The following is a 26,045-nucleotide window of genomic DNA, read 5'->3' as shown; positions in this document are numbered from 1 at the left end:
GGGCCTGTCCCCATTGCGAGGGGCTGGGCACGGCGGCAAGCTGAGCGGCCTGGAGGTCACCATGAAATTGCTGAAGACACTTGCTGTGCTGCTGCTCGGTCTGGTCGCGGTGCTGCTGCTGGGCGGCCTGCTGCTGTCGTCCAAGTTCACCGTGACGCGCACGGCGCAGATCCAGGCCGCGCCCGACAAGGTCTATGCGCTGGTGGCCAACCCGCGCCACTGGAAGCAATGGTCGGTCTGGAACCAGCGCGACCCGGCGATGCAGATCGAGTACAGCGGCCCCGAGTCGGGCAGCGGCGCCGTCTGGGCCTGGAAGAGCAAGAGCGAGGGCGACGGCCGCATGACCTTCACCACCGCCGAGCCCGGCCAGCGCCTGGGCTACGAGCTGTTCTTCCCCGACTTCGGCACCACCTCGCAGGGCGAGCTGCGCCTGGAACCCAGCGGCCCGGGCACGAAGATCAGCTGGGTGATGAACGGCGATATGGGCGCGAACCCGCTGTTCCGCTGGCTGGCCCTGTTCGGCGACCGCATGGTCGGCCCCGACTTCGAGGCCGGCCTGGCCAATCTGAAGGCGCTGGCCGAGCAACCCTGACCTGCCTCATATTGCAGCAGGCCAAGCAATCCCCTTAGGAATCAATCACTTGGCGCCACTGTGGGCAGCTTGCCCACGAACTTGTCCACAGCGGGCGGGGACAGTTCAGTCAAGCTGCGTGCGCACATGGGCAGCCACCGCCGCCAGCGTCGCCGTCAGGCATTGCCGCAGCGGCTCGAAGCCGGCGTTGCGCTCGCGCGTGAGCTCGTCCATATAGAGCGGGCGGCGGATCTCGATCTGCAGGCTGTGGCGGCGCTCGGCCGGCCGGCCAATGCGGCCGATCAGGGCCACGCCCTTGTAGGGATCGTTGCGCGCGACGCTATAGCCATGGCCGCGCAGGCTGGCCTCGATCACGTCCAGCAGGGCCGGCTCGCAAGTCGTGCCGTCGCGGTCGCCCAGCACGAAATCGGCCAGCGCATCGCTGCGCGTCAGGCCCAGGCGCTCGAAGGCGTTGTTGGGCATCGAGTGCAGGTTCAGATGCCAGACCGCGCCGAAGCGGGCATGGGCGCGCTCGACCGCCGCGTCGAGCGCCGCGTGATAGGGCTTCCAGCAGTTGGCGATGCGGGCCTGCACCTCGGCCACCGAGAGTTTGCGCGCATAGATCGGCTGGTCCTTGGCCACCTGGCGCCAGATCAGGCCATAGCCCAGCCGGGTCTTCTCGCCGGGCGCCAGCGGCTCGGGCCAGGGCTCGGCCAGCAGTGCCGGATCGAGGTCGGCGAGCTCGCGGTTGGGGTCGATATAGCTGCGCGGGAAGCGCGCCGCCAGCAGCGTCGCACCCTGGGCCGGCGCGGCCTGCCAGAGCGCGTCCACATGGGTGTCCTCGCCGCGGCGCAGCGTCAGCGGCGGCAGGCAGCTGTCGAAGTCGTCCGGGTAGTCGACGCCGCTGTGCGGCGAGTCACAGACCAGGGGCAGGTCTTGCCCCCCAGGCAGCTGCAGGCGGAACGCGGTGTCGGGCGTGAAGCGCATCGTGATCAGTCCAGGCGGATCTTGGCCTTGGTGACGATACGCTGATACTTGTCCAGCGCGGCGCGGATCTGCAGGGCGAACTGCTCGGGGCTGTTGGCCATCGCGATGCCGGAGATGGACGCGGCCTTCTCCTTGAACTCCGGCGTCTGCATCGCCTTGTGGGCCGCCTCGTGCAGCTTCTTCAGCACCGCCGGCGGCGTGCCGGCCGGCGCGACCAGGCCGAACCAGCCGCCCTCGGCCATCTCGGCAAAGCCCAACTCCTTGTAGGTCGGCACCTCGGGCAGCACCGCCGCCCGCTGCGGCGCCAGCACGGCCAGCGCGCGCAGCTTGCCGGCCTTGATATGGGGCAGGGTCGAGGGCAGGTTGTCGGTCATCGCATTGACGACACCGGCCAGCGCATCGGTCGAGGCCTGGCCCGCGCCCTTGTAGGGGATGTGCAGCAACTCGATGCCGGCCAGGTCCATGAACTGCTCGATGTTCACATGACCCAGCGAGCCATTGCCCGGCGAGGCGAAGCTGTACTTGCCCGGCGCGGCCTTGGCCAGCGCAATGAATTCCTTCATGGTCTTGGCCGGCACGCTGGGGTGGACGACGAAGACGCTGGGCACGGCCAGCACATTGCTGATGGGCGCGAAGTCCTTCACCGCGTCATAGGGCAGCTTGGTGTAGACGGCCGGGTTGGCGCCATGGGTGCTTTGTGTCGCCATGCCTATGGTGTAGCCGTCCGGCGCGGCCTTGGCCACCGCATCGGTGCCCAGGGTGCCGCCGCCACCGCCGCGGTTCTCGACCACCACGGTCTTGCCCAGGAAGGGCCCCATCTTCTCGGCCAGCAGGCGCGCCACCATATCGGTGGAGCCACCCGCCGCGAAGGGCACGATCAGCTTGACCGGCTTGTCCGGATAGTCGGCCAGGGCCGATAACGGCAAGGCAAGCAGCAAGGCGGCGGCCAGCAGGGGGCGGCGGTGAAGGCGCATGGCAAGGGGCTCAGGTGTTGAACAGGATGGCGCGATTCTGTGACCTGCGCTCGGCGCATGAGTCGACAATTTCTCACGCAGGCATGCGCCGCGCTCATAGCAAAATCCGGCCATGCGCATCCGCTCTCCCTCTCTGCATGAACTGCATGCCTTTGCCGCGACCGCCCGGCTGGGCAGTTTCTCGAAGGCGGCCGAGCTGCTGTGCGTGACCCAGGGTGCGGTCAGCCGCGCCGTCGCCCGGCTCGAGGAGCATCTGGGGCAAAGCCTGCTGCTGCGCCAGCCGCGCGGCAACGAGCTGACCCCGGTGGGCCGCAGCTATCTGGAGCTGATCGAGCCGGCGCTGCAGACGCTGGAGTCGGCCGCAGTGGCGCAGCGCACGGCCGAGGGGCCGACGCGGCTGCGCATCTCGGTGGCCCCCACGCTGGCGACCAAATGGCTGATCCCGCGCCTGCCCGACTGGCAGGCCCTGCATCCGCAGATCGCCTTGAGCCTGGCGCCCTACCGGCGCGACGAGGACTTCGGCGACCCCGAGGTCGACGCCTGGCTGCGCCCCGGCGAGGACCTGTGGCCGGCCGGCATCACGGCCGACTACATCGTCGGCCGCGACATCGTGCCGATCTGCCGCCCGCAGGAGCTGCGCGGCCGCCAGGCGCTGCGCGAGCCGGCCGATCTGCTGAGCCGGCCCCTGCTCTATCACAGCCACTATCCGGACAACTGGCGGCAATGGCTGGAGGCGGTCGGCGTGCACGACGCTCAGCTCAAGCCCAGCGCCGATTTCGAGCAGGTCGCGATGCTGGTGCAGGCCGTCGTCTCCGGCCTGGGCGTGGCCGTCGTGCAGCGCTGCCTGATCGCCGACGAGCTGGCCGCCGGCCGCATCGTCATCCCGTTTGGGCAGCCGGTGCAGATCAGCCGCGGCTATATGCTGTGCACCCGCCGCGCCAGCCAGACGCAGCGGGCGCTGCGCAGCCTGCGCCAATGGCTGCTCGCGCAAGGCAGCTAGCCCAGGCTAATCCAGCCCGAACAGCGCCGCACCATTGCCCCAGGCGATCTTGCGCGCGGCCTCGCTCGGCAGCTCGCCCAGCCATTGGCGGGCCTCGCTCATCAGGGCTTCGTAATACTGCCAGCGCTGGTTGACCCAGGTGTCCGAGCCGATCAGGAAGCGCTCGGGCTGCTCGCTCAGCAGGGCCTGCCAGTCCGCGCTGAGGCGGCCGTTCTCGGTCAGGCCGGGCCGGTAGGACAGCTCGCCCAGCAGGCTCGGGTAATGCTTCAGCAGCTCGCGCACCCGCGTGATCGGCACGCCGCCGATGCCGGTATGAGCCCAGATCAGCCGCGCCTTCGGTGCGTGGGCCATCAGCTTGTCAATCGCCACATCGTCGACATGGGCCAGCACCACCAAACCCCGTTCGGCGGCCAGCTGCATCAGCTGGCGCGCCACCGGGCCATCGGCATTGGCGCTGTCGTAGAGATGGAACTCGCCCAGGCCGCGATAGGGGCCGGCCGGCGTGCCGCGCTTGAGCTCGTCCAGCACCATCTGATAGATGGTCGGGTCGGCGAACCAGCCGCTGTAGTCGGCGCGATTGCGGTACAGGCGCACAAAGGGCACGACCCGCAGGCCGGCCGCGCGCGTCGCCTCGCCAGCGCCGGCCAGGCTCAGCGTGCCGGCGTTGGGCCGGCTGTTCGCGACGATGGCGCGCACGCCGCTGCGCTGCATCCGGCCCAGCACATCGGGCAGCGGATGCGGGCCCTGGGCCTCGTCGTTGTAGTGCAGATGGGCATCGAACAGCGGGCCTTCGTAAGGCGCGGCCTGCACGGCCCAGGCCCCAAAGGCCAGCAGGACCAGCACCCAGGCGCGGTAGCGCGAAGACCTCAAGACAGGCTCACGCTGCACTGAGGCTGCGCTCGTGGCCGGCGATCAGCCGGCTGATGCGCGAGACCGACAGACCCAGCTCGCCGGCCAGCACCGTCATCGACAGGCCGCCCTCGGTATGGGCGCGGTACAGGGCCTGCTCGCGCGAGGCGCTGTCGCGCCGCCACTGGGCAAAGGCCTTGGGCGCCGCAGCCTTGCGCGGCGACCTGGCCACCCGGCCCGTGCCGCCGCCGGCCTGGGCCAGCATGCGCTGGGCAAAGGCCTCGTCGCCCAGAAATATCTGGTGGCGCAGATGGCCCCAGATGTCCAGCCCGGGCTCGGCCGCCAGCAGCTTGGCGTAGCGCTCGGCGGCCCGCTTGCGGTCGGCCGCGCCCCGGGCCTCGCGGCCCAGCACATGGCTGAACAGGCCTTGCACATCGAGCCAGTCCGGCGCCGGCTGCTGGCCCAGGTGCGCGCCCAGGCTGTGCCAGGGCCAGTCAGCCCCGCGCCGCGCCAGCCCCTGGCGCTCGGCGCTCAGATCGACATAGCGGCAGGCATCGAGCAGCAGCCGCTCCCGGTCCACCAGCACCGCCTTGAAGCGGCCCTGGAACAAGGGGCCGGTGCCGCCGTGGCGGCGGTTGAAGCTCTGCGTATAGACGCCGTTGAGATGGCGCATCAGGCGCGAGAGATTGGCCTGGCGGGTGTAGATCAGCAGCTGGTAGGCATCGTCCGCAAAGCTGTAGGCCAGCACCTGCGCGTCGAAGCGCTGGGCCGCCTGGGCGATCACGGCCAGCAAGGTGGCGCGGTCGGCGTCGTCGCGAAAGATCGCCGCGCCCTGCTCGCCATGCGAGCTCAGCAGGTAGACGGCGCCGGCGAATTCGATGCGTGGGGGTCTGGCCATGAGGGAACTTAGGCCATCGAATCCCAAAAGGCAAGGCCTGACCCCGCCGGCACGGCCCGCCGCCGGCCGGCGCGTCCGTTGTTTGAGGTACAAACTCGGCCTGACCACCACGACCGACCCTAGCTATGGCCTCCAGTCTGCTTGCCCTGCTCGATGACATCACCACGGTGCTCGACGATGTGGCCGTGCTCAGCAAGCTCGCCGCCAAGAAGACCAGCGGCGTGCTGGGCGACGATCTGGCGCTGAATGCCCAGCAGGTGACAGGTGTTGCCGCCGAGCGCGAGTTGCCGGTGGTCTGGGCCGTCGCCAAGGGCAGCTTTGTCAACAAGCTGATCCTGGTGCCGGCGGCGCTGGCCATCAGCGCCTGGGCGCCCTGGGCCGTGACGCCGCTCTTGATGCTGGGCGGCGCCTTTCTGTGCTTCGAAGGGGTCGAGAAACTGGCCCAAAAATTCCTGCACAGCGCCGAGGATGCCGCCCACGAGCAGGCACTCAGCGAGGCCGTCAAGAACCCGGCCATCGATCTGGTGGCGCTGGAGCGCGACAAGATCAAGGGGGCCGTGCGCACCGACTTCATCCTGTCGGCCGAAATCATCGCGATCACGCTGGGCACGGTCGCCGCCAGCGACTTCACGACCCGGCTGCTGGTGCTCAGCAGCATCGCGGTGATCATGACGGTGGGCGTCTACGGCCTGGTGGCCGGCATCGTCAAGCTCGATGACGCCGGGCTCTATCTGAGCCGCCAGGCCGGTGCCTTGCAGCAGCGCCTGGGCGCGCTGATCCTGGCGGCCGCCCCCTGGCTGATGAAGGCCTTGTCGGTGGCCGGCACGGCGGCGATGTTCCTGGTCGGCGGCGGCATCCTGACCCATGGCATTCCGGGCGCCCACGAGCTGATCCATCATGCGGTGCAGGGCATCAGCGGCAATGGCTTCGTCCAGGGCCTGCTGGGTCTGCTGGCCGATGCCGTGGTCGGCATCGTGGCCGGCCTGATCGCGCTGGGCCTGGTCAGCGGCGTTCAGAAGATCTGGCGCGGGGTCAAGTCTTGAGTTCGCTGCCGCCCGGCACATCGCGCTGGTAGGGCGGCAGCTCGGCGCCGCAATCGCGGCAAAAGCGCGCCTCGGGCAGATGGCCCTCGCTGAGGCAGTCATGGCAGCTGCGCGTCGTGGTCGGCCGGCCGTGGCGCTGGGCCGTCATCTCGGCGGTGACGATGCCGGTCGGCACCGCCAGCACGCCCCAGCCCAGCAGCATCATCAGCGAGGCGATCGCGCGGCCCAGATCGGTCTTGGGCGTGATGTCGCCGAAGCCCACCGTCGTGATGGTGGAGATGGCCCAGTAGAGGCTGGTCGGAATGCTGGTGAAGCCGTTGCCCGGGCCCTCGACCACATACATCACCGTGCCGAGTATCAGCACCACCATCAGCACCACCGACAGGAACACCAGGATCTTGCGCGCGCTGGCGCGCAGCGCATGGGCCAGCATCGCATACTCGGCCACATAGGCGCCCAGCTTGAAGATGCGGAACACCCGCAGCAGGCGCAGCACCCGCACATCGACCAGGAAGTACAGCTCCGGCGCGAACAGCGCCAGATAGGTGGGCAGCACGGCCAGCAGATCGACGATGCCGTAGAAGCTGCGCGCATAGCGCCAGGGATGGCGCACGCAGGCCAGGCGCAGCAGATACTCGATCGTGAACAGCGCGGTGAAGACGAACTCCAGCACACGGAACAACCCGCCCCAGCGTGCCTTGATCGGGGCGACGCTCTCCAGCATCACCACCGCGATGCTGGCCAGCACCAGCGCGATCAGCGCCATGTCGAAGGCGCGGCCGGCGCGCGTGTCGGCCTCGAAGATGATGGTGTAGACCTTCAGGCGCCAGCCGGACAGCGGCCGGCCCAGGCGGTCCGCCTGTAGTTGCTGAAGCGGTGGTCGCTGGCTGTTGTTCTCGGTTCGCATAGCTGTTGGAATGTAGCGGCAAGCGCTGAGGTCTAATACCGGTCCGCGTTTTTGCAGATTCACGAGGATGGCCGCATGAAAATCCACAATGTCGAGATCCAGAAGTTCAAAGCCGCCTCCAACGCCATCAACGGCCTGATGGTGTTCAAGGTCGATGCCCTGGTCACGCCCAAGACCCCGGTCGAGGGAATAGAGCCCAGCACCCTGATCAGCATGACCGAGGCCAATGCCCGGGTACTGATGGCCTTGCTGAAGGCCCAGCTGGCCGAATTCGACGGCAAGAAGGCCAAGAGCCGGTTCTGAACCGGACCGGCGACAATCGCGCGATGGAATATCCCCAATACAACCCCCAGTCCGACAACCTCCCGCTCTCCGACGAGGAGTTGTCGACGCTGGATGACATGCTGGCCCGGCTGCCCAGCGACGGCGCGATGAATATCGAGGCGCTGGACGGCTATCTGTCCGGCCTGCTCCTGAGCCCGCAGCCGCTGGCCGAGCTGCCCGGCTCGGACTGGCTGCCCCTGGTCTGGGGCGGCGACGGCGAGGAAGGCCAGCCCGACACCTGGCCCTTCGTCAGCGGCAAGCAGAAAAAGCGCGTGATGCTGCTGGTGCTGCGCCATCTGCGCGCCATCGCCCACCAATGGGAGCTGGCCGCCGCCCGGCCCGAGGCCTGGGAGCCGATCTTCAGCATCGCCGAAGTGGATGAGCAGGATCTGACCGACGCCGGCGACTGGTCGCTGGGCTTTCTCAGCGCGGTCGACCTGGCGCCTGGCGCCTGGAAGCCGCTGTTCGAGACGGCCGAGACCGCCGCGCTGCTGGAGCCCATCACGCTGCTGGGCAGCGATGAGTCGCAACTCAGCGAGCTTGACGCCGCCCGCCTGGCCGACCCGCTGCAGCGCGACGCGCTGAGCCGCGCGGTGCCGGACCAGCTCCTGCAGCTGCTGGCGCTGCGACAGGCCTCCTGAGCCCTGCTCAGGGCTGGGCGCGGCCCAGCTGCTGCAGCCAGAAGGCCTCGTACTTGCGGTGCCAGCCGACGGTCTTGACCGCGCCGCCCATGCTGTGATCACCGTCGGGATCGAGGAAGAGATCGACCAGGGGCTGCTTGCCGGCCTCCATCAGCGCGCGGTAGACATTGACCGTGTCCTGGTACAGCACATTCGGGTCCAGCATGCCGTGCACCAGCAGCAGCGGCTTCTTCAGGCCCTTGGCCAGCGGCAGCAGCGAATGCTTGCGCAGCACCGGCTTCTTGCGGTCCACCGGGCCTATGGTGCGGCCGCTGTACCAGCTGTTGTAGTTCTCCCATTCGGTCGGGCCGGCGCCGGCAATGCCGGCGGCAAACAGCTCCGGCTTCGTATACATCGTGTACTGGGTCTGGAAGCCGCCGAAGCTCCAGCCGTTCAGGCCCACCCGCGCCGGGTCGACGCCCAGGTTCGCGGCCATATGGCGGTGCAGGTCCTCCAGATCCTCGGTCTGCGGCTGGCCCGGCTGCTGCCAGTTGGCGCCGGCAAAGCGGCGGCCGTAGTTGGACTGGCCGCGCGGATCCACCGTCACCATCACATAGCCGTGGCGCACCGCCATATACATCGCGAACAGATAGCCGGTCGGCTGGAAACTGTCGGTCTCGACCGAATGGCGATCGTTCAGCGGGCCGCCATAGGTGTAGACCACGGCCGGGCGGCGGTCGCTGGCCTGCCAGCCGGCAGGCTTGAACACATAGGCCGGAATGCTGTCGCCATGACGGTTCCTGAAGCTGAAACGCTCGGGCCGCAGCCGGTCCACCCGGGCCCAGGCCGGGTCATGGCTCTGGGTCAGCACCCGCGCCGGCTGGCCGGGCACTGAGGAGATCAGCTTCAGCTCGGGTCGCTGGGCCCAGTGGCCGGCATTGGCGGCCAGCCAGCGGCCGTCCTCCGAAACCACGGCGTTGCGGTGGTAGTCGGGCGCGCTTCCCAGCGCCTGCATCGCGCCGTCGGCCAGTTCGACCTTGTAGAGATTCATCGCCGCCGCATCGTCGCGGTTGGCCGCGACAAACATCGCGCGGCTGTCCGGCGTGAAACCCAGCAGCTGGTGCGCCTCGAACTCGCCCTGGAGCAGGGGCTTGAGCTGGCGCGTGGCGATGTCCCAGGCCCAGGGCTGGCGGAAGTCGTTGTCGGACAGCAGCGCGATCAGCCGTTTGCCGTCCGGTGTGAAGCGAGGTGCGAACACATTGACCAGCTCATGGTGCACATCGCCGCGCCGCTCGATCACGACCTCCGGCTTGCCCGTTTCGTCGGCGCGGCCCAGGTAGACGCGCAGCAGCTCCTTCTCGCGCTCCCAGGTCGCGAAGGCGTAGTGGCTGCCGTCGCGGGCCCAGGCCACCGGGCTGATCTCGAACCAGCCGTCGCCGCCGGCCTGGGTGAAGACCGGCGCCGGCTGGCGGGCCGGCGCACTGTCAAGACCCGGCACCCGGCGGATATACAGGGCCAGCGGCTGCTGCATGCGCTTGTCGTCCGAGACCTCGCGATCGACCTTCTTGGCCGTCGCGAAGCGCTCGCCGTAATTCATGATCTCGACCTGGCGGCCGGGCTTGGGCGCCGGGCCGCTCGCGCCAACGGGTGGCACCAGCGGTGCGCGCGCCAGCAGAGACATCCAGCGGCCGTCCTCGCTGAGCACGGTGGACTCGATGCGGTATTTCTTCGCCGCCTCGTCCTCGTCGGCATGGATCAGCTCGCGGTTGATCACCTGCACCGCCATGCCGGCAAAGCGCGCGCGCAGCACCCGGCTCTCGTCCATATAGACAAAGCCCTGGTCGTCGGGCGTGTAGGCCACGATGCGCAGCTGGCGCTGCGTGCCGAGCAAGGGCGTGAGGCGGTTGCCATCGGCCTGCCAGCGGAACAGACCGCCGCGGTACTGGAAGATCAGCTCATCGCGCTGGCGCGCCCAGGCCAGCTGGCTGACGCCGGGATAGAGGTCGGTCGGCTTGAGCTGGTCCTTGGCCAGCTTCTTCTTCAGCTCGTCGCGCCATTCCCACAGCTCCTTGTCCTTGTCCGGCGCCGAGGCTGCCGCACTGGCCGGCGCGGCAGCGGCCGGCTTGCCGCCACGCCGCGCGACCAGGGCCTCGGCAGCGCGCTTCTCGGCGTCGGCCTCGGCCTTGTCGGCGGCCTTCTGCGCGTCCTCGCGTTTCTTCTTCTCGGCGAATTCCAGCTTCAGTGCCGCGATCTGCTCGGCTTCCCACTGCGCCAGATCGACCGTCTCGCCGCGCAGATAGGCGGCCTGGGCCTCCTCGCGGGCCTGGCGCTCGGTCTGCTCGCGCTCGCGCTGCAGGCGCTTTTTCTCGAAACGCTCCAGATCCTCCGGCGCGTCATGGGCCTGCATCAGCGCCGGCGATGTCAGGCGCAAGGTCTTGCCGCTGCGCGTGTCATGCACATAGAGATCGCTGCCGGGCTCGCCATGCGGGTTCCACAGATAGGCCAGATAGCGGCCGCTGCGGCTGAAGGCGGGTTCGCGGGCGGGTTCGCCCCGGTAGGGCTTGTCGCGAAACAGCGACTCCAAGGTCAGCGGCGACGGGTTCTGGGCCAGCACCGGCTGCGGGCCGGCGCCAAGGGACAGGGCGGCCAGCAGGGCGGCGGCCACAGAGAGGAATTTCCAGCGTGCCAAATCGATAACTCCGAGCAGCCCGTGCTTCGGGCGGGGGGATTCTAGGGTTGCGCGGCACGGCCGCCGCCGCAAGGCATCGCCAAATCGCACGCGGCCGCAGGTCTCTCAGTTAATATCCGCCCTACCCATCTTGGGTCCATCCGCCCGCCCCATGCTCGTCAAGATCTTTGCCAGCCTCGGCCTCGCGATCTGCCTCGTGCTGGCCCTGCATATGTGCTTGAGCCGGCGCCATCAGCTGCGCATGGAAGCCTGGTGGGCGACGGGCTGGCGCTGGATCTCCAAACGAGCCATCAGCCCTTTCGATGCCCGCGAGCGCCGCCGCGCCGCGCACGAAGCCGCGATGGAAGCCATCAACCGCGCCAAGCGCAGCGCCCCCGACACCGACCGCGGCCAGTGGGACGGCAACGTCTACCGCCCCAAGCAGTTCGACAAGCCGCGCAAACCGCATTAGCGCTTCAGGCGGCTTGCCCCCGCAGCAAGACCGGCGCCAGCGCGCGCCCCGAATGCGAGCCCGAGGCCACCACCTGCTCCGGCGTGCCGGCCACGACGATGCGCCCGCCGGCCGTGCCGCCCTCGGGGCCCAGATCGATGACCCAGTCGGCCTCGGCGATCACATCGAGGTCGTGCTCGATCACGACCACCGAATGCCCGCCGGCCACCAGGCGGTGCAGCACGCGTATCAGCTTCTCGACATCGGCCATATGCAGGCCCACGGTCGGTTCGTCCAGCACATAGAGCGTGTGCGGCGCCTTCTGGCCGCGGCGCGTGACGTCGTCGCGCACCTTGACCAGCTCGGACACCAGCTTGATGCGCTGCGCCTCGCCGCCCGACAGCGTCGGTGAGGGCTGGCCCAGGGTCAGATAGCCCAGGCCCACATCCTTCAGCAGTTGCAGCGGGTGGGCGATGTTCGGCATCGCCGCGAAGAACTCGACCGCCTCGTCGACCTCCATCGCCAGGACATCGCCGATGCTCTTGCCGCGCCAGCTGACGCCCAGGGTCTCGGGATTGAAACGCTGGCCATGGCACTGGTCGCACAGCACCTTCACATCGGGCAGAAAGCTCATCTCTATGGTGCGCATGCCCTGGCCCTCGCAGCCGGGGCAGCGGCCCTCACCTGTGTTGAAGGAGAAACGCGCCGGCGCATAGCCGCGCGCCTTGGCCTCCAGGGTCTCGGCGAAGAGCTTGCGGATCGCGTCCCAGAAACCGATATAGGTGGCCGGGCAGGAACGCGGCGTCTTGCCGATCGGTGTCTGGTCCACCTCCAGCACCCGGTCGACCTGGGCATGGCCCTCGATGCCCGCGCAACCGATCCAGGGATTGGGCGCGCGGCGCAGCGGCACAGCCTGGGCCATATTGGCCAGCAGCACATCGCGCGCCAGGGTGCTCTTGCCCGAGCCGGACACGCCGGTGATCGCCACCAGGCGGTGCAGCGGCACATCGATGCTGACCTGCTGCAGATTGTGCAGGGTCGCGTCGAGCACACGCAGCTTCGGCGCCCCGTCCAGCATCTCGCGGCGCGCCTGCAGCGGGTGCAGCAATGGATTGGCGAGGAAGCGGCCGGTGACCGAGTCCGGCTGCAGCGCCAGATCGGCCGCTGTGCCCTCGGCGACGACGCGGCCGCCACGCTTGCCGGCGCCGGGGCCGATGTCGATGATGTGGTCGGCCCGGCGTATCGTGTCCTCGTCGTGCTCGACGACGACCAGGGTGTTGCCCTTGTCGCCCAGCGTCCCGAGCGCCTTCAGCAGGATCTGGTTGTCGCGCGGATGCAGGCCTATGGTGGGCTCGTCGAGGATGTAGCAGACGCCCTGCAGATTGCTGCCCAGCTGGGCGGCCAGGCGGATGCGCTGGGCCTCGCCGCCGGAGAGGGTCGGCGCCGCGCGGTCCAGGGTCAGATAGCCCAGGCCCACCTCTTCGAGGAACTCCAGCCGGCCCTTGATCTCGACCACCACGTCGCGGGCGATGTCGGCGTCGCGGCCGGTCAACTCCAGCGCATCGACCCAGGCCCGGGCGTCCTTGACGCTCCAGCCGGCCACCGTACTGATGGCCTGGTCCTCGAAGGTCACGGCGCGGGCGGAGGGGTTCAGGCGCGAGCCGCAGCAGTCCGGGCAGGGCTGGTCGACCAGGCCCTCGACCTCGGCCTCTTCCGAAGGGAAGCTTTGTTCACGGCCTTTGTTGTCCTTGTCCTGGACCGAATCGTCCAGCGCCTTGCGCTGCTCGCGGGTCAAGGCAAGACCGGTCCCCACGCAGCTGGTGCACCAGCCATGCTTGCTGTTGTAGCTGAACATGCGCGGGTCCAGCTCGCCATAGCTGGTGCCGCAGGTCGGGCAGGCGCGCTTGGTCGAGAACACCTTGACGCTGCCGATCCGGGCCGTGCTCTGGCCGTCGGCAATCGCCGCGTGCAGGCCGTCCAGCGGGCTCAAGAGGTGCAGCACGCCCTTGCCCAGGTCCAGGGCCTTGGCCAGCAGCTCGCGCAGCTGGGCCTCGTTGTCGGGGCGTATCACCAGATCGCCGACCGGCAGTTCCAGGGTGTGCTCCTTGAAGCGATCCAGCCGCGGCCAGGGCGCGGTCGGCAGGAATTCGCCGTCGACCCGCAGATGCGTGTGGCCGCGCGCCTTGGCCCATTTGGCCAGGTCGGTATAGAGGCCCTTGCGATTCACGACCAGCGGCGCCAGCAAGCCCACATGCTGGCCCTTGTGGTCGCGCAAGAGCTGGGCGGCGATCGACTCGACGCTTTGCGGCTTGACCGGCGTGCCGTCGTGAATGCAGTGCTGCACGCCCAGCTTCACATAGAGCAGGCGCAGGAAATGCCAGACCTCGGTGGTGGTGGCCACCGTGCTCTTGCGGCCGCCGCGCGAGAGGCGCTGCTCGATGGCCACGGTCGGCGGAATGCCCCAGACCGCATCGACCTCGGGTCGGCCGGCCGGCTGCACGATCGACCGCGCATAGGCGTTCAGCGATTCCAGATAGCGGCGCTGGCCCTCGTTGAACAGGATGTCGAAGGCCAGGGTCGACTTGCCCGAGCCGGACACGCCGGTGATCACATTGAACTTGCCGCGCGGGATGGACACGTCCACCGACTTCAGATTGTGCTCGCGCGCATTGACGATGCGGATGGCCTCGTCCTGCGCCTTGCGGCGCGCCCGCACCAGGGTCTGCAGCGGCACGCCCTCTTCCACCGCCAGCGCCGGCCGGTCCATGTGGGCGGCGTATTCGCGCAGCGCCAGCGCGGTGTGCGAGCTCGGGTGCTCCTTGACCTCCTCCGGCGTGCCCTGGCAGACCAGTTCACCGCCCTGCTCACCGCCCTCGGGGCCAAGATCGATCAGCCAGTCGGCCGCGCGTATCACATCGAGGTTGTGCTCGATCAGAATCAGCGAATGACCGGCGCCCAGCAGCTTGCGCATCGCGCGCATCAGCTTGGCGATGTCGTCGAAATGCAGGCCGGTGGTCGGCTCGTCGAACAGGAACAGCGTGCCCTTCTTCGCGACGGCCTGGCGCGTCTTGCTCGCCGTGCTGGCGGCCTCGGCCAGGAAGCCAGCCAGTTTCAGGCGCTGGGCCTCGCCGCCCGACAGCGTGGGCACCGGCTGACCCAGCTTGATGTATTCCAGGCCTACATCGACGATGGGCTGCAGCTTGGCGACCACCTCGCGGTCGTCCTTGAACAGACTCACTGCCTCGCTGACGGTCAGGTCCAGCACATCGGCCACGCTGAGCTCGCGCGGGCCGCGCAAGAGCTTCACATCCAGCATCTCGCCACGGTAGCGGCGGCCATCGCAGTCCGGGCAGCGCAGATAGACGTCGGACAGGAACTGCATCTCGACATGCTCGAAGCCCGAGCCGCCGCAGGTCGGGCAGCGGCCGTCGCCGGCATTGAAGCTGAACATGCCGGCCGTGTAGCTGCGCTCGCGCGCCATCGGCGCATCGGCGAACAGCTTGCGCAGCTCGTCGAAGGCGCCGACATAGGAGGCCGGGTTCGAGCGCGCGGTCTTGCCGATCGGCGACTGGTCGACGAAGACCGCGCCGGACAGCCAGTCAGCACCCAGCAAGCGCTCGTGCGTGCCGGGCGTCTCGGTGGCCTGGCCGAAATGGCGGGCCAGCGCCGGGTACAGCACGTCCTGCATCAGGGTGCTCTTGCCCGAGCCCGACACGCCGGTGACCACCACCATGCGCTGCAGCGGGAACTCGACCGTGACATTGCGCAGATTGTGTTCGCGCGCGCCTTCGAGGATCAATCGTGGCGTGCTGGCCTCGACCAGGCGCTTGAGCCCCATGCCCACATGCTTGCGGCCGCCCAGATAGGCACCGGTCAAGGTGTCGGCGGCGCGTATCGATTCGGGCGTGCCGTCGAAGACGATCTCGCCGCCCTTCTCGCCGGGGCCGGGGCCCATATCGATCAGGCGGTCGGCCGCCAGCATCACGGCCGGATCGTGCTCGACCACCACCAGCGTATTGCCGGCATCGCGCAGCCGGTGCATGGCCTGCACGATGCGGTTCATATCGCGCGGGTGCAGGCCGATGCTGGGCTCGTCCAGCACGAACAAGGTGTTGACCAGGGAGGTGCCCAGCGCCGTCGTCAGGTTGATGCGCTGCACCTCGCCGCCGCTCAGGGTGCGGCTCTGGCGGTCCAGCGTCAGGTAGCCGATGCCGACATCGACCAGGTACTTGAGCCGGTTGCGGATCTCGTCGAGCAATAACTTCAGCGCATCGTCCAGCAGGGTGCTGGGCAGCTGCAGCTCATCCATGAAGGCGCGCAGCCGGTGGATCGGCAGCTGCATCAGATCGTGCAGGTTCAGGCCCGGCAGGGCTTCGAGCTGGTCGCGCTGCCAGGCCACGCCCATAGGCATCACGCGCTGCGCGGCCGGCAGCACCGCATCGGCCAGGGCCTTGGAGCCGACACGCCACAGCAGCGCCTCGGTCTTCAGCCGCGCGCCGCCGCAGGTGCCGCAGGGCGTGTAGCTGCGGTACTTGGACAAGAGCACACGGATGTGCATCTTGTAGGCCTTGCTCTCCAGATACTCGAAGAAGCGCTTGACCCCGTACCACTGCTTGTTCCAGTTGCCGCTCCAGTTCGGCGAGCCCTCGACGACCCAGTCGCGCTGGGCCGGGCTGAGCTGCATCCAGGCGGTGTCGCGCGGGATGCCGGCCTCGCCGGCGTACTTCATCAGGTCGGCCTGGCAGCTTTCCCAGGCCGGCGTCTGCATCGGCTTGATCGCGCCGCCGCGCAGCGTCTTCTTCTCGTCCGGGATCACCAGTCCCATATCGACACCGATCACGCGGCCGAAGCCGCGGCAGGTCTCGCAGGCGCCCATCGCCGAGTTGAAGGAGAACAGCGGCGGCTGCGGGTCCTGGTAGCGCAGATCGCTGTCGGGGCAGTGCAGGCCGGTCGAATAGCGCCACAGCTCGGGCTCACCCTCGCCCTCGGCCGGCATCGCATAGATGTTCATGCGGCCGCTGCCGCGCTTCAGGCTCAGCTCGATGGCCTCCATCGCGCGCTGCTTGTCGGCACCCTGGATGCGGAAGCGGTCGGCCACGACATCCAGCACCTTGCGCGGCCCGGTCGGCGTGCCGACCTCCCGTTCGGCCTGCACCCGGGTGAAACCGCTGGCCGACAGCCACTGCTCGATCTGCTCGGCGGTGGTGTTTCCGGGCAACTCGACCGGGAAGGTCAGTATCAGTCTGGGATCAGTTGCCGAGGTTCGCGCCAGCAGTTCGGCGTAAATCGTCTGCGCCGTGTCGTGCCGCACGCCCTGCGCGGTCTGCTTATCGAACAACTCGGCGGCGCGGGCATAGAGCAGCTTCAGATGGTCGTTCAGCTCGGTCATCGTGCCGACCGTCGAGCGCGAGGTGCGCACCGGGTTGGTCTGGTCGATCGCAATGGCCGGCGGCACGCCGTCCACCTTGTCCACCGCCGGCCGGTCCATCCGGTCCAGGAACTGGCGGGCATAGGCGCTGAAGGTCTCGACATAGCGGCGCTGGCCCTCGGCATAGAGGGTGTCGAACACCAGGCTGGACTTGCCCGAGCCGCTGGGGCCGGTGACCACCGTCAGCTCCGCCGTGCGAATGTCCAGATCCAGATTCTTCAGATTGTGTTGACGCGCGCCGCGTATGCGGATCAGACCTTCGGACATTGCTTGGCAGCCTTGGCAGGGAGGAGACCGGACATTCTAGGGAGCGAGCGGCACAATCCTGTCAGCAGGGCCGATGTCAAGGCCCGCAGTGCAGGGACCCTGGGCGTTGCGCTGGGGCGCTTCACAGGCAACAATTGACCCCACGCCCGGCCCTCCACCCAAAAACAAGGGAAAACCCTTGAATTGAACGAGACGCCGGGGGCCTGGTGGCGATAGGCTTGGGAGCCGCATCGCCGGCGGGATGCACCGCAGGTGCCGGGAGTTCAGCGACGGGATGGATGGGAAGCTTCGAGGCTTATCAATCAATGCAAACAACAACCCTCATCAATATCCACAGGCCGGGCCTGATGGCGCCGCTGCTGGCGCAGTCGGGTCAGGAGTCGGGACCGCTGAGCCCGGGCGAGCAGAGCGACGCCTCACGGCCGCAGCAAGCCACCACGCTGCCCACCGTGCTGCTGGTCGAGGACAACCATATCAACCAGGTCGTCGCGCTCGAGTTCCTGGCCTTGATGGGGGTGCAGAGCCGGCTCGCGAAGAACGGCCTGGAAGCCGTGTCGCTGTGCCTGGAATCGCCGCCCGATCTGGTGCTGATGGACATCCAGATGCCCGGCATGGACGGCCTCGAATGCGCCCGCCGCCTGCGCGAGCTGCAGCGCGAAGGCCAGCTGCCCGCCTTCCCCATCCTGGCCCTGACCGCCCACGCGCTGGAAGCCGATGTGCTGGCCAGCATGGACGCCGGCATGGACGAGCACCTGACCAAGCCGCTGGACTTCGTCGCGCTGCGCACACGGCTGCATCGCTGGCTCAAGCTGCCCGGGCTGAATTGAGCGGCCGGGCTTGCTCGCGCGGGACAGGCGCAGCCGGTGCGGATCCCCATGAGCTATCTTGAACGCAATCGCCAGAGCTGGAACGACGGCGTCATGTCCCGCAGCGTCTGGGCGCAGCCGGTCGGGCCGGACGCTGTTGCAGCGGCCCGCGCGGGCGACTTACGTCTGCTGCTGACACCGAGCACCCCGGTGCCGGCCGATTGGCTGTCCGACATCGCCGGCCGCGACCTGCTGTGCCTGGCCTCCGGCGGCGGCCAGCAAGTACCGCTGCTGGCCGCCGCCGGCGCGTCGGTGGTCAGCTTCGATCTGTCCGACGAGCAGTTGCGCAAGGATCAGTGGGTCGCCGATCGCGAGGGGCTCAGCATCCGCTGCCAGCAAGGGAACATGGCCGACTTGGCCTGCTTTGACGATGCCTCGTTCGATCTGATCTTCAATCCTGCCTCGACCGTCTTTGTCAAGGATTTGGCGCCGGTATGGCGCGAATGCCATCGCGTGCTGCGGCCCGGCGGCGTGCTGCTGACCGGCTTCATGAATCCCGCCGTGTTCATGTTTGACCATGAAGAGGTAGAGCAAGCGGGGGCGTTGGTGGTCAGGTATTCGCTGCCTTACTCGGACGAGGCCGACCTGGCCGCCGAACGCCTGGAAGCCAAGATCAAGGCCAAGGAACCGCTGGAATTCAGCCACTCGCTAACCTCCCAGATCGGCGGGCAGACCCAGGCCGGCTTCATGATCACAGGCCTGTACGAGGACCATTGGTACGACAACAGCTGGCCCTTCAGCAATCGCGCGCCGGTTTGTATTGCCACGCGCGCCCTCAAACCGCGTTGAATCCGGCGCCGCTCAGGCCCCGCCGAGAAAACGCTCCACCAGCGCAAACTGCTCCGGCACATTGAGCGCCGGCGCATGGCCGCAGCCGGCGATCGTCGCGACCACGGCGCGCGGGCCGCGGCTGCGCATCGCTTCGGCGGTCTCGGCCAGCAGCAGGTCGGAGTCTTCGCCGCGCAGGCACAGCACCGGCAGGTCCAGGCTGTCCCAGGCGTCCCAGAGCTGGTAGTCCTGCGGGTGGTGGATGAACTGCTGGACCATGGCCGGGTCGTAATGCGGGGTGACACGGCCGTCGGGCAGGCGCCGTACCGAGGTCTCGGTCAGATGGCGCCACTGCGCGTCGCTCAAGGCACCGTAGGGCTTGTAGACCTGGCGGAAATACTGCTCCAGCTCGCTCACCGTGTCGAAGGCCGCCGGGTTGCCGGCATAGCTGCGGATGCGTGCGATCGCCGCCTCGGCAAGCTGCGGGCCGTTGTCGTTGAGCACCAGGCGGCGGATGCGGCCGCGCAAGGGGCCGGCCGCGGCCAGGGTGCCGATCGCGCCGCCCATCGAGGTGCCGACCCAGTGGAAAGCGCCCATGCCCAGCTGGTCGACCAGGTCCACGGCCAGCTTCACATAGAAGTCCAGGCAGTACTCGCTGGCCGGAGCCGGGCTCCATTGCGACAGACCGCGGCCCAGCGTGTCGGGACAGATCACGCGGTAGCGGCCGCTGAGATGGCGGGCCAGCTCGTCCATATCGCGGCCGGTGCGTGCCAGCCCATGCCAGGCGATCACGACCTCGGGATTGCCGGCGCCCCATTCGGTGTAATGGATCTCGCGGCCGGCGCAGCGCAGGTAGTGGGAGCTGAAGGATGCACTCATGGCGAGTTCTCCTGGGCTCGGGCGCGCAGCCGCCCGACGACGCCGCTGGGGAAGTGATAGACCGCCAGCACGAACAGCAGACCCAGCCAGAGCAGCCAGCGATCCGGTGCGATCAGCTGCGACAGCAGCGGCACGCCCTCGACCGCCCCGGCGCCCAGCTTCATCAAGTCCTGCAGATAGTTCTGCGCCAGCACGAAGAGCACGCTGCCTATCACCGCGCCGTAGATCGTGCCCATGCCGCCGATCACGACGATCAGGAGGATGTCCAGCATGATCTCGAAGGACAGCGAGGTGTCGGGCCCGTTGTAGCGCAGCCAGAGCGCCAGCAGCGCGCCGGCCAGGGTCGCGAACAACGCGGCCAGCACGTTGGACCAGGTGCGATAGACCACGGTGCGGTAACCGATGGCCTCGGCGCGGAAGTCGTTCTCGCGGATCGCCTGCAGCACGCGGCCGAACGGGGAGTTGACGATGCGCAGCATCAGCAGCACCAGGGCCACGGTGGCGAAGAACAGCAGGTAGTAGGAGGCGAAGCGGCCGTCGATGGCCGCGCCGAGAAACGGCTGCTCCAGATACTCGGTGCCGGGCTGCAGGGCCTCGGGCACCTTGAAGCTGAGTCCGTCCTCACCGCCGGTGAAGTCCGACAGCTGCGAGGCCAGGGTCAGAAAGGCCGAGGCCACGGCCAAGGTGATCATCGCGAAGAAGATCGCCTTGACCCGCAGGCTGAACAGGCCGATCAGCAGGGACAGCAGGAGCGAGACCGCCAGCGCACCTGCAAGACCTGCCCCCACCGCGGCCCAGCCGGGGCCCATCCGCGAGCTGGCGATCGCGATGCCATAGGCGCCGATGCCGAAGAACATCGTGTGGGCAAAGCTGACGATGCCGGTATAGCCCAGCAGCAGGTCGTAGCTGGCCACCAGCACGATGAAGATCAGGATCTTGGCGGCGACGTTCAGCGCCCGGGTCGACGGGAAGATGAAGGGCGTCAGCGCCAGGCCCAGCACCGTGGCGATCAGCAGCAGCGACAGCAGCCTGCTGCGCGGCAGGTCGTGGGAAAGAAGGGCTTTGAGCATCATCGATTCGTGACCGGATAAAGCCCTTGCGGGCGCCACAACAGGATGGCCACCATCAAGCCGATGTTGGAGAACAGCGCCACCTTGGGCGCCAGAAAGCCGGTGTAGTTGGCCATCAGGCCCACCAGCAGCGCGCCGACGAAGCAGCCCAGGGTCGAGCCCAGGCCGCCGATGATGATGACGATGAAGATCAGGGTGTTGACCTGGGCGCCGATCTGCGGCGTCACGCTCTGCTGGTACAGGCCCCACATCACGCCGCCCAGGCCGGCCAGGGCCGAGCCGCCGACGAAGACGCCGACGAAGAGCCGGCGGATCCGGTAGCCCAGGCTCTCGACCATCTCGCGGTCCTGCACGCCCGCGCGTATCAGCAGGCCGAGCTTGGTGCGATTCAAGAGCCACAACAGGCCGGCGAACACGGCCAGCCCCAGCAGCACGGCCAGCACACGGAACTTCTCGACCGCCACATCGCCGAACAGCAGCGCGCCGCGCAGGCCCTCGGGCAGCGGCAGCGCGATCATCTGCGCGCCCCAGATCATCTTGATCAGCTCCTCGCCGATGATCATGCCGCCCATCGTGATCAGGATCTGTTTCAGATGCATGCCGTAGACCGGCCGCACCAGCACCCGCTCGAAGGCCAGGCCGACCGCCGCGGCCACCGCCATGCCCACCGCGCAAGCCACGGCCACCGCGATCAGATTGCTCAGCAGCGAGGGGCTGGCGGTGAATCCACTCATCGCCCCCAGCACCGTGGTCGCCATGAAAGCGCCCAGGGCGATGAAGACGCCATGGCCGAAGTTCAAGACGTCCATCAGCCCGAACACCAGGGTCAGGCCCGAGGCGATGATGAAGATGATCAAGCCCATCGCCAGGCCGGCCAGGGTCAGCGTGGCCCAGGTGCTGGGGCTGCCGATCAGCGGCAGCGCGATCAGGGCCAGGCCCAGCAACAGGAGCAGCGGCAACAGGTTCTTGCGTTCGGCGCTGATGATCATTGGTAGACTCCCAGCGACAGACCCAGGAGACGCTGCTGCAGTGCCTCGTCGCCGGCCAGCTCGGCCATCGCGCCGCTGTGCACGACACGGCCGTCGTCCATCACCGCGACCCGGTCGCCCAAGGCCTTGGCCACCATGAAGTTCTGCTCGACCAGCAGCACCGTGCTGCGGCTGCGTTTCAACTCGCGCAAGGCTTCGATCATGTTCAGGATGATGGCGGGCGCCAGGCCCTTGGAGGGTTCATCGATCAGCAGCAGGCGGCGCGGCTCTATCATCGCGCGGGCGATGGCCAGCATCTGCTTCTGGCCGCCGCTGAGCTTGCCGGCGGGATGCAGCCAGAAGGTCTTCAGCGCCGGAAAGAGGCCGAACAGCCAGTCCAGGCGCTGCGTGTCCAGCTCGTCGATGGAGCGGGCCCGGCGCGCGGCCAGCAGCAGGTTCTCGCGTACCGTCAGGTCGCCGAAGATGCCCATGTTCTCGGGCACATAGGCGACGTCGCGCTGCGCGATCTCGGGCGTGGTCGCGGCGGTGATGGGCCGGCCGTCGAACAAGACCTGACCCTGGCTGGCCTTCCACAGGCCCATGATGGTTCGCAGCGTCGTGGTCTTGCCGGCGCCGTTGCGACCCAGGAGCATCGTGACCTGGCCCTCGGGCACGGCCAGGTCGACGCCGTGCAGGATGTGATAGGCGCCGATATGGGTATGCACCCCCTCAAGGCTCAGCAAGGGCTTGCTCATGCCGCCACCCCGAGATAGGCGTTCTGCACCACGGGCGAGGCGATCACGGCGGCCGGCTCGCCATCGGCCACCAGCTGGCCGTTGTGCAGCACGATGATGCGGTCGGCCAGCTCGCGCACCACATCCATCTTGTGCTCGACCAGCAGGATGGTGTGGCGCCCTTCCGCCTTCAGTGCGCGTATCAGGTCCAGGATCACCGGCACCTCGTCGACGCTCATGCCGGCGGTCGGCTCGTCGAACATATAGACCTCGGGCTGCAGCGCGATCAGCAGCGCCACCTCCAGCTTGCGCTGGTCGCCATGCGGCAGGCTGGCCGCCGGGGCCTCGGCCCGGGCGCCCAGGCGCACCCGCTCGACGATGGCTTGCGCCTCGTCCAGCAGCTCGCGGTGGCTCAGCCACACGCTCAAGAAGTTCAGCCCCATGCCGCGCCGCGCCTGCACCGCCAGCCGCACGTTCTCCAGCACCGACAGATTCGGAAACAGCTGGGTCAGCTGAAAAGCCCGCCCGAGGCCACGGCGCGTGCGCTGCGGCGCCGACAGCGGGGTCAGGTCATGCCCGTCGAGCGACACCGAGCCCTCGCTGGCCCGCAGCTGGCCCGAGATCAGATTGAAATAGGTCGTCTTGCCGGCCCCGTTGGGCCCGACGATGGCCGTCAGCGTGCCGGGTCGGAAGGCGCAGGACACATGGTCGACCGCCACATGGCCGCCGAAGCGAATCGTCAGGTCACGGGTTTCAAGCATCGACGACTCAACGCTTGTTGCGAACCGGTACCTGCATTTCCTCGGGCTTGATCTCGCGGATCAGCTCGGGCACGCCCCAGGGGAAGGCCGGATCCACCTTGATCTTGAAGTGATACATGGACTGCATCGCCTGGTGATCCTCGGCACGGAAGCTCATCTTGCCCTTGGGCGTCTCGAAGCTCATGCCCTCCATGGTCTTGATCAGCTTGTTGGTGTTGGTGTCGCCGGCGGTCTTCTTCAGCGCCTCGACCACCGCGATCGCCGCGCTCATGCCGCCGGCGGTGAAAAAGTCCGGCGGCGTCTTCAGCTGCTTGTAGTGATTGGCCACCAGCCACTCGTTGGCCGGGTTCTTCGGGATGCCGAAGTAGTAGTAGGTCGCGCCCTCCATGCCGGGGAAGGCCTTGTAATTGACCATCGCCGGCATGATGTTGCCGCCGGTCGCGACCTCGATGCCATGGCGCTTCAGGTCCAGATCGGCGATCTTGAAGGGGTTGCCGGCACCGGCCCAGATGATGAAGATCACCTTGCGGCCCGGCTGGTCCTTCAGCTTGTCGATCAGGCGCTGGGCGCCGGCGGTGAAGTCGGTGGTCGTCGTTGGCAGGTACTCTTCGTGAACAATCTTGGCCTTCTTGACCGCGTCCTTGAAGGCCTTCACGCCGTCGCGGCCAAAGGCATAGTCCTGCGCCAGGGTCGCGATCGTCACGCCGGCCTTGTCCAGCGCCACCGCGTTGGAGATCGCATCCTGGCTGGAGTTGCGGCCGGTGCGGAAGATGTATTTGTTCCACTTGTCGCCGGTGATCGAGTCGGCCACGGCGGGCTCCACCAGCAGGATCTTCTTGTACTCCTCGGCCACCGGCAGCAGGGCCAGGGCCACGCCGGACGAGGTCGGGCCCACGGCCAGATCGGCCTTGTCGTCGCCATAGGCCGCTGCCAGGAGGTTCTTGCCCACATCGGGCTTGCCCTGATCGTCCTTCTCGATCACCACCAGCTTGCGCCCCGCCACGGCAAAAGTGCCGCCGGTCGCATAGTCCAGGCCCATCATGAAGCCGGTCTGGGTCTGCTTGCCATAGGCTTCCAGCGGCCCGGTCTTGCTGTAGATATGGGCGATGCGGATGTCCTTGCCCGCCTGGGCCAGCGCGGGCGCCGGCGCATACGCGGCGGCCAAGGCTGCGATCAGAGCGGTGAGGACAAGGCGCTTGCTGGAAAGGGATGGGGTGGTCATCGGGTCGTCTCCTTGTTGTGGCTCGCTGAGCTTGCCCCATCAAGATGCACATCCCATGCCCGAACGCACCAAACTGGTGTAAACCCCGAGAAACAGCCGGCCTAGCGCCCCGATGGGCGGCGCTAGGCCGGGCAGCCGCATCGAACGCGCGTCCGGAAAGCAGTCGCTGCCTGAAATTCAGACAGTCAATCGACGGTCTATGCCTAGATCTTGAACACCGCCACCGTCGCGCTCAGCTGCTGGGCCTGCTGCTTCAGCGACTCGGCCGCCGCCGCGGTCTGCTCGACCAGGGCGGCGTTCTGCTGCGTCATGTCGTCGAGCTGGGCCACCGCCTGGTTGATCTGTGCAATGCCCTCGGACTGGCCGCTGCTGGCCTGGCTGATCTCGCTGACCGTGGTCGTGACCCGCTGCACCGCGCCGAGGATGTCGCCCATGGTGTCGCCGGCGCGGCTGACCTGCCGGCTGCCGGCCGAGACCCGCTCGGTCGAATCGGTGATCAAGGCCTTGATCTCCTTGGCCGCCTGGGCCGAGCGCTGCGCCAGGCTGCGCACCTCGGCCGCGACCACCGCGAAGCCCCGCCCCTGCTCTCCGGCCCGGGCCGCCTCGACCGCAGCGTTCAGCGCCAGGATATTGGTCTGGAAGGCCACGCCGTCGATCACGCTGATGATGTCGGTGATCTTGCGGCTGGCGTCCGAGATGCCGTCCATCGTGCGCACCACTTCCTGCATCGCCGCCGCGCCGGCGCGGGCCTGGCCGGCGGCCGTGTCGGCCAGGGCATTGGTCTGGTCGGCCGCCTGGGCCGAGTGGCGCACCTGCTGGGTCAACTCCTGCATCGAGGCCGCCGTCTGCTGCAGATTCGAGGCGGCCTGCTCGGTGCGCGAGGACAGATCCTGGCTGCCCAGCGCCACCTCGCTGGAGGCATGGCCGATCGACTCGGTGGCCTCGCGGATCGCCCGCACCAGCTCGGTCAGGCGCTTTTGCATCGCCACCACCTCGCGCAGCACCAGGCCCAGCTCATCGGGCCGGCCGGGCTGGATGTCGGCGCGCAGATCGCCGCCGGCCACCGCATGCATCAAGGCCTGCATGCTGGCCAGGCGCTTGCGCAGGCCGCGCACGAACAGCTCCACCCCGCCCAGCGCCAGGCCGCCGGCCAGCAGCACCAGTACCAGCGTGAACACCGCGTCCTGGCGCGCCACCGCCTTGACATCGTCCACGTAGACGCCCGAGCCGATCACCCAGCCCCAGGGCGCGAAACCCAGCACATAGCTGCGCTTGGGCTCGGGATCCTTGGCGCCGGGCTTGGGCCACAGATAGTCGACATAGCCGGCCCCGCTGGCCTTGACCACCTCGACGAACTCGATGAACAGGCGCTTGCCGTTCGGGTCCTTGTTCTGGCTCAGGTCCTGGCCATCGAGCTTGGTATTGATCGGGTGCATCACCATGCGCGGGCTCATATCGTTGATCCACAGGTACTCGCTGCCCGAGTAGCGGATCTTGCCGATGGCCGCCGCGGCGGCGGCCTTGGCCTCGGCCTCGGGCATCGCGCCGGACCTGGCCTTCTCGTAATGCTCGCGGGCGATCTTCTCGCCCAGCTTGACCTGGTCCACCGTGGTCAGCATCTTCACGCCCAGCAGGCTGCTGGAGGCCCGGTAGGTCAGCAGCAGCACCAGGGCCACAAAGCCCAGCACCACCACCAGCACCGCCAGGCGCAAACGGGTGGCCAACATCAGATTGCCCATGACTGTCTCCTTCTTATCGTCGCGATCACCGCGCGGCCACTATGCGGGCAA

At 68.1% G+C, this 26,045-nt stretch carries 22 protein-coding genes; 8 read left to right on the top strand and 14 right to left on the bottom strand.

From position 1 onward, the window contains the following. Positions 1-61: 61 nt before the first annotated feature. On the top strand, positions 62-592 hold the full coding sequence (locus ABGI63_RS07770) for an SRPBCC family protein (protein WP_349741914.1): 531 nt from the start codon (positions 62-64) through the stop codon (positions 590-592). 105 nt (positions 593-697) lie between these two features. Here the strand turns inward: ABGI63_RS07770 and ABGI63_RS07765 are convergent, their stop codons facing one another. Together ABGI63_RS07765 and ABGI63_RS07760 are read right to left on the bottom strand one after the other, a co-directional pair. After that, positions 698-1,558: an N-formylglutamate amidohydrolase gene (locus tag ABGI63_RS07765; protein WP_349741913.1), complete on the bottom strand. Its 861-nt coding sequence runs from the start codon at positions 1,556-1,558 to the stop codon at positions 698-700. Positions 1,559-1,563: 5 nt separating this feature from the next. Beyond that, positions 1,564-2,532 (bottom strand): tripartite tricarboxylate transporter substrate binding protein BugE, encoded by a 969-nt coding sequence (locus tag ABGI63_RS07760; protein ID WP_349741912.1) that lies wholly within the window; start codon positions 2,530-2,532, stop codon positions 1,564-1,566. A 112-nt stretch (positions 2,533-2,644) separates the two neighbouring features. On the opposite strand from ABGI63_RS07760, the gene ABGI63_RS07755 reads away from it, so the two are divergent. After that, positions 2,645-3,532, top strand: coding sequence for a LysR substrate-binding domain-containing protein (locus ABGI63_RS07755; protein ID WP_349741911.1), 888 nt, complete (start codon positions 2,645-2,647; stop codon positions 3,530-3,532). Between the two features lie 6 nt (positions 3,533-3,538). On the opposite strand, the gene ABGI63_RS07750 is transcribed toward ABGI63_RS07755, so the two are convergent. Further along, complete coding sequence (locus ABGI63_RS07750; RefSeq protein ID WP_432767387.1) at positions 3,539-4,402, bottom strand: amidohydrolase family protein; 864 nt, start codon at positions 4,400-4,402, stop codon at positions 3,539-3,541. Between the two features lie 7 nt (positions 4,403-4,409). Continuing rightward, a complete protein-coding gene (locus ABGI63_RS07745) occupies positions 4,410-5,279 on the bottom strand; it encodes a transposase (protein ID WP_349741910.1) in 870 nt (289 codons plus the stop codon). Positions 5,280-5,404: 125 nt separating this feature from the next. Between ABGI63_RS07745 and ABGI63_RS07740 the strand changes: the two genes are divergently transcribed. After that, complete coding sequence (locus tag ABGI63_RS07740) at positions 5,405-6,322, top strand: DUF808 domain-containing protein (RefSeq protein ID WP_349741909.1); 918 nt, start codon at positions 5,405-5,407, stop codon at positions 6,320-6,322. Here the strand turns inward: ABGI63_RS07740 and ABGI63_RS07735 are convergent. Then, on the bottom strand, positions 6,312-7,229 hold the full coding sequence (locus ABGI63_RS07735) for an ion transporter (RefSeq protein WP_349741908.1): 918 nt from the start codon (positions 7,227-7,229) through the stop codon (positions 6,312-6,314). The two genes, ABGI63_RS07740 and ABGI63_RS07735, sit on opposite strands and share 11 nt — an antisense overlap. Before the next feature lie 75 nt (positions 7,230-7,304). Here ABGI63_RS07735 and ABGI63_RS07730 point away from each other — a divergent pair, with 75 nt between their 5' ends. Both ABGI63_RS07730 and ABGI63_RS07725 read left to right on the top strand, forming a co-directional pair. Then, entirely contained in the window at positions 7,305-7,532 is a 228-nt protein-coding gene (locus tag ABGI63_RS07730) for a hypothetical protein (RefSeq protein WP_349741907.1), read from the top strand. A gap of 23 nt (positions 7,533-7,555) precedes the next feature. Next, positions 7,556-8,194, top strand: coding sequence for a UPF0149 family protein (locus ABGI63_RS07725; RefSeq protein ID WP_349741906.1), 639 nt, complete (start codon positions 7,556-7,558; stop codon positions 8,192-8,194). A 7-nt stretch (positions 8,195-8,201) separates the two neighbouring features. Here the strand turns inward: ABGI63_RS07725 and ABGI63_RS07720 are convergent, their stop codons facing one another. Continuing rightward, the gene (locus ABGI63_RS07720) at positions 8,202-10,862 is read right to left on the bottom strand and encodes a prolyl oligopeptidase family serine peptidase (protein WP_349741905.1); all 2,661 of its coding nucleotides are present in this window, start codon (positions 10,860-10,862) and stop codon (positions 8,202-8,204) included. 151 nt (positions 10,863-11,013) lie between these two features. Here ABGI63_RS07720 and ABGI63_RS07715 point away from each other — a divergent pair, with 151 nt between their 5' ends. After that, positions 11,014-11,313: a hypothetical protein gene (locus tag ABGI63_RS07715; RefSeq protein WP_137943653.1), complete on the top strand. Its 300-nt coding sequence runs from the start codon at positions 11,014-11,016 to the stop codon at positions 11,311-11,313. Positions 11,314-11,317: 4 nt separating this feature from the next. On the opposite strand, the gene uvrA is transcribed toward ABGI63_RS07715, so the two are convergent. Continuing rightward, positions 11,318-16,987 carry an excinuclease ABC subunit UvrA gene (gene uvrA, locus ABGI63_RS07710; protein WP_349741904.1) on the bottom strand — a complete coding sequence of 1,890 codons (5,670 nt, stop codon included), beginning with the start codon at positions 16,985-16,987 and terminating at the stop codon, positions 11,318-11,320. Positions 16,988-17,292: 305 nt separating this feature from the next. Between uvrA and ABGI63_RS07705 the strand changes: the two genes are divergently transcribed. Further along, positions 17,293-17,814 carry a response regulator gene (locus ABGI63_RS07705; protein WP_349741903.1) on the top strand — a complete coding sequence of 174 codons (522 nt, stop codon included), beginning with the start codon at positions 17,293-17,295 and terminating at the stop codon, positions 17,812-17,814. Between the two features lie 48 nt (positions 17,815-17,862). After that, the gene (locus ABGI63_RS07700; protein WP_349741902.1) at positions 17,863-18,642 is read left to right on the top strand and encodes a class I SAM-dependent methyltransferase; all 780 of its coding nucleotides are present in this window, start codon (positions 17,863-17,865) and stop codon (positions 18,640-18,642) included. Positions 18,643-18,654: 12 nt separating this feature from the next. On the opposite strand, the gene ABGI63_RS07695 is transcribed toward ABGI63_RS07700, so the two are convergent. From ABGI63_RS07695 to ABGI63_RS07665, 7 genes are all read right to left on the bottom strand, one after another. After that, positions 18,655-19,500, bottom strand: coding sequence for an alpha/beta fold hydrolase (locus ABGI63_RS07695; RefSeq protein WP_349741901.1), 846 nt, complete (start codon positions 19,498-19,500; stop codon positions 18,655-18,657). Continuing rightward, a complete protein-coding gene (locus ABGI63_RS07690) occupies positions 19,497-20,570 on the bottom strand; it encodes a branched-chain amino acid ABC transporter permease (protein ID WP_349741900.1) in 1,074 nt (357 codons plus the stop codon). The genes ABGI63_RS07695 and ABGI63_RS07690 overlap by 4 nt, the downstream gene beginning before the upstream one ends. Continuing rightward, on the bottom strand, positions 20,570-21,559 hold the full coding sequence (locus tag ABGI63_RS07685) for a branched-chain amino acid ABC transporter permease (protein WP_349741899.1): 990 nt from the start codon (positions 21,557-21,559) through the stop codon (positions 20,570-20,572). The genes ABGI63_RS07690 and ABGI63_RS07685 overlap by 1 nt, the downstream gene beginning before the upstream one ends. Beyond that, the gene (locus ABGI63_RS07680) at positions 21,556-22,293 is read right to left on the bottom strand and encodes an ABC transporter ATP-binding protein (protein WP_349741898.1); all 738 of its coding nucleotides are present in this window, start codon (positions 22,291-22,293) and stop codon (positions 21,556-21,558) included. The genes ABGI63_RS07685 and ABGI63_RS07680 overlap by 4 nt, the downstream gene beginning before the upstream one ends. Then, positions 22,290-23,033: an ABC transporter ATP-binding protein gene (locus tag ABGI63_RS07675; RefSeq protein WP_349741897.1), complete on the bottom strand. Its 744-nt coding sequence runs from the start codon at positions 23,031-23,033 to the stop codon at positions 22,290-22,292. The genes ABGI63_RS07680 and ABGI63_RS07675 overlap by 4 nt, the downstream gene beginning before the upstream one ends. A 7-nt stretch (positions 23,034-23,040) precedes the next feature. Further along, positions 23,041-24,255 carry a substrate-binding domain-containing protein gene (locus ABGI63_RS07670; RefSeq protein ID WP_349741896.1) on the bottom strand — a complete coding sequence of 405 codons (1,215 nt, stop codon included), beginning with the start codon at positions 24,253-24,255 and terminating at the stop codon, positions 23,041-23,043. A gap of 203 nt (positions 24,256-24,458) precedes the next feature. Then, positions 24,459-25,994: a methyl-accepting chemotaxis protein gene (locus ABGI63_RS07665; RefSeq protein WP_349741895.1), complete on the bottom strand. Its 1,536-nt coding sequence runs from the start codon at positions 25,992-25,994 to the stop codon at positions 24,459-24,461. Between the last annotated feature and the right edge of the window lie 51 nt (positions 25,995-26,045).

Origin of the sequence: Roseateles cavernae (assembly GCF_040187885.1) — a bacterium.
In the GTDB taxonomy this organism is placed as follows: domain Bacteria; phylum Pseudomonadota; class Gammaproteobacteria; order Burkholderiales; family Burkholderiaceae_C; genus Roseateles_E; species Roseateles_E cavernae.
This window is presented reverse-complemented; position numbering and strand designations above follow the sequence as displayed.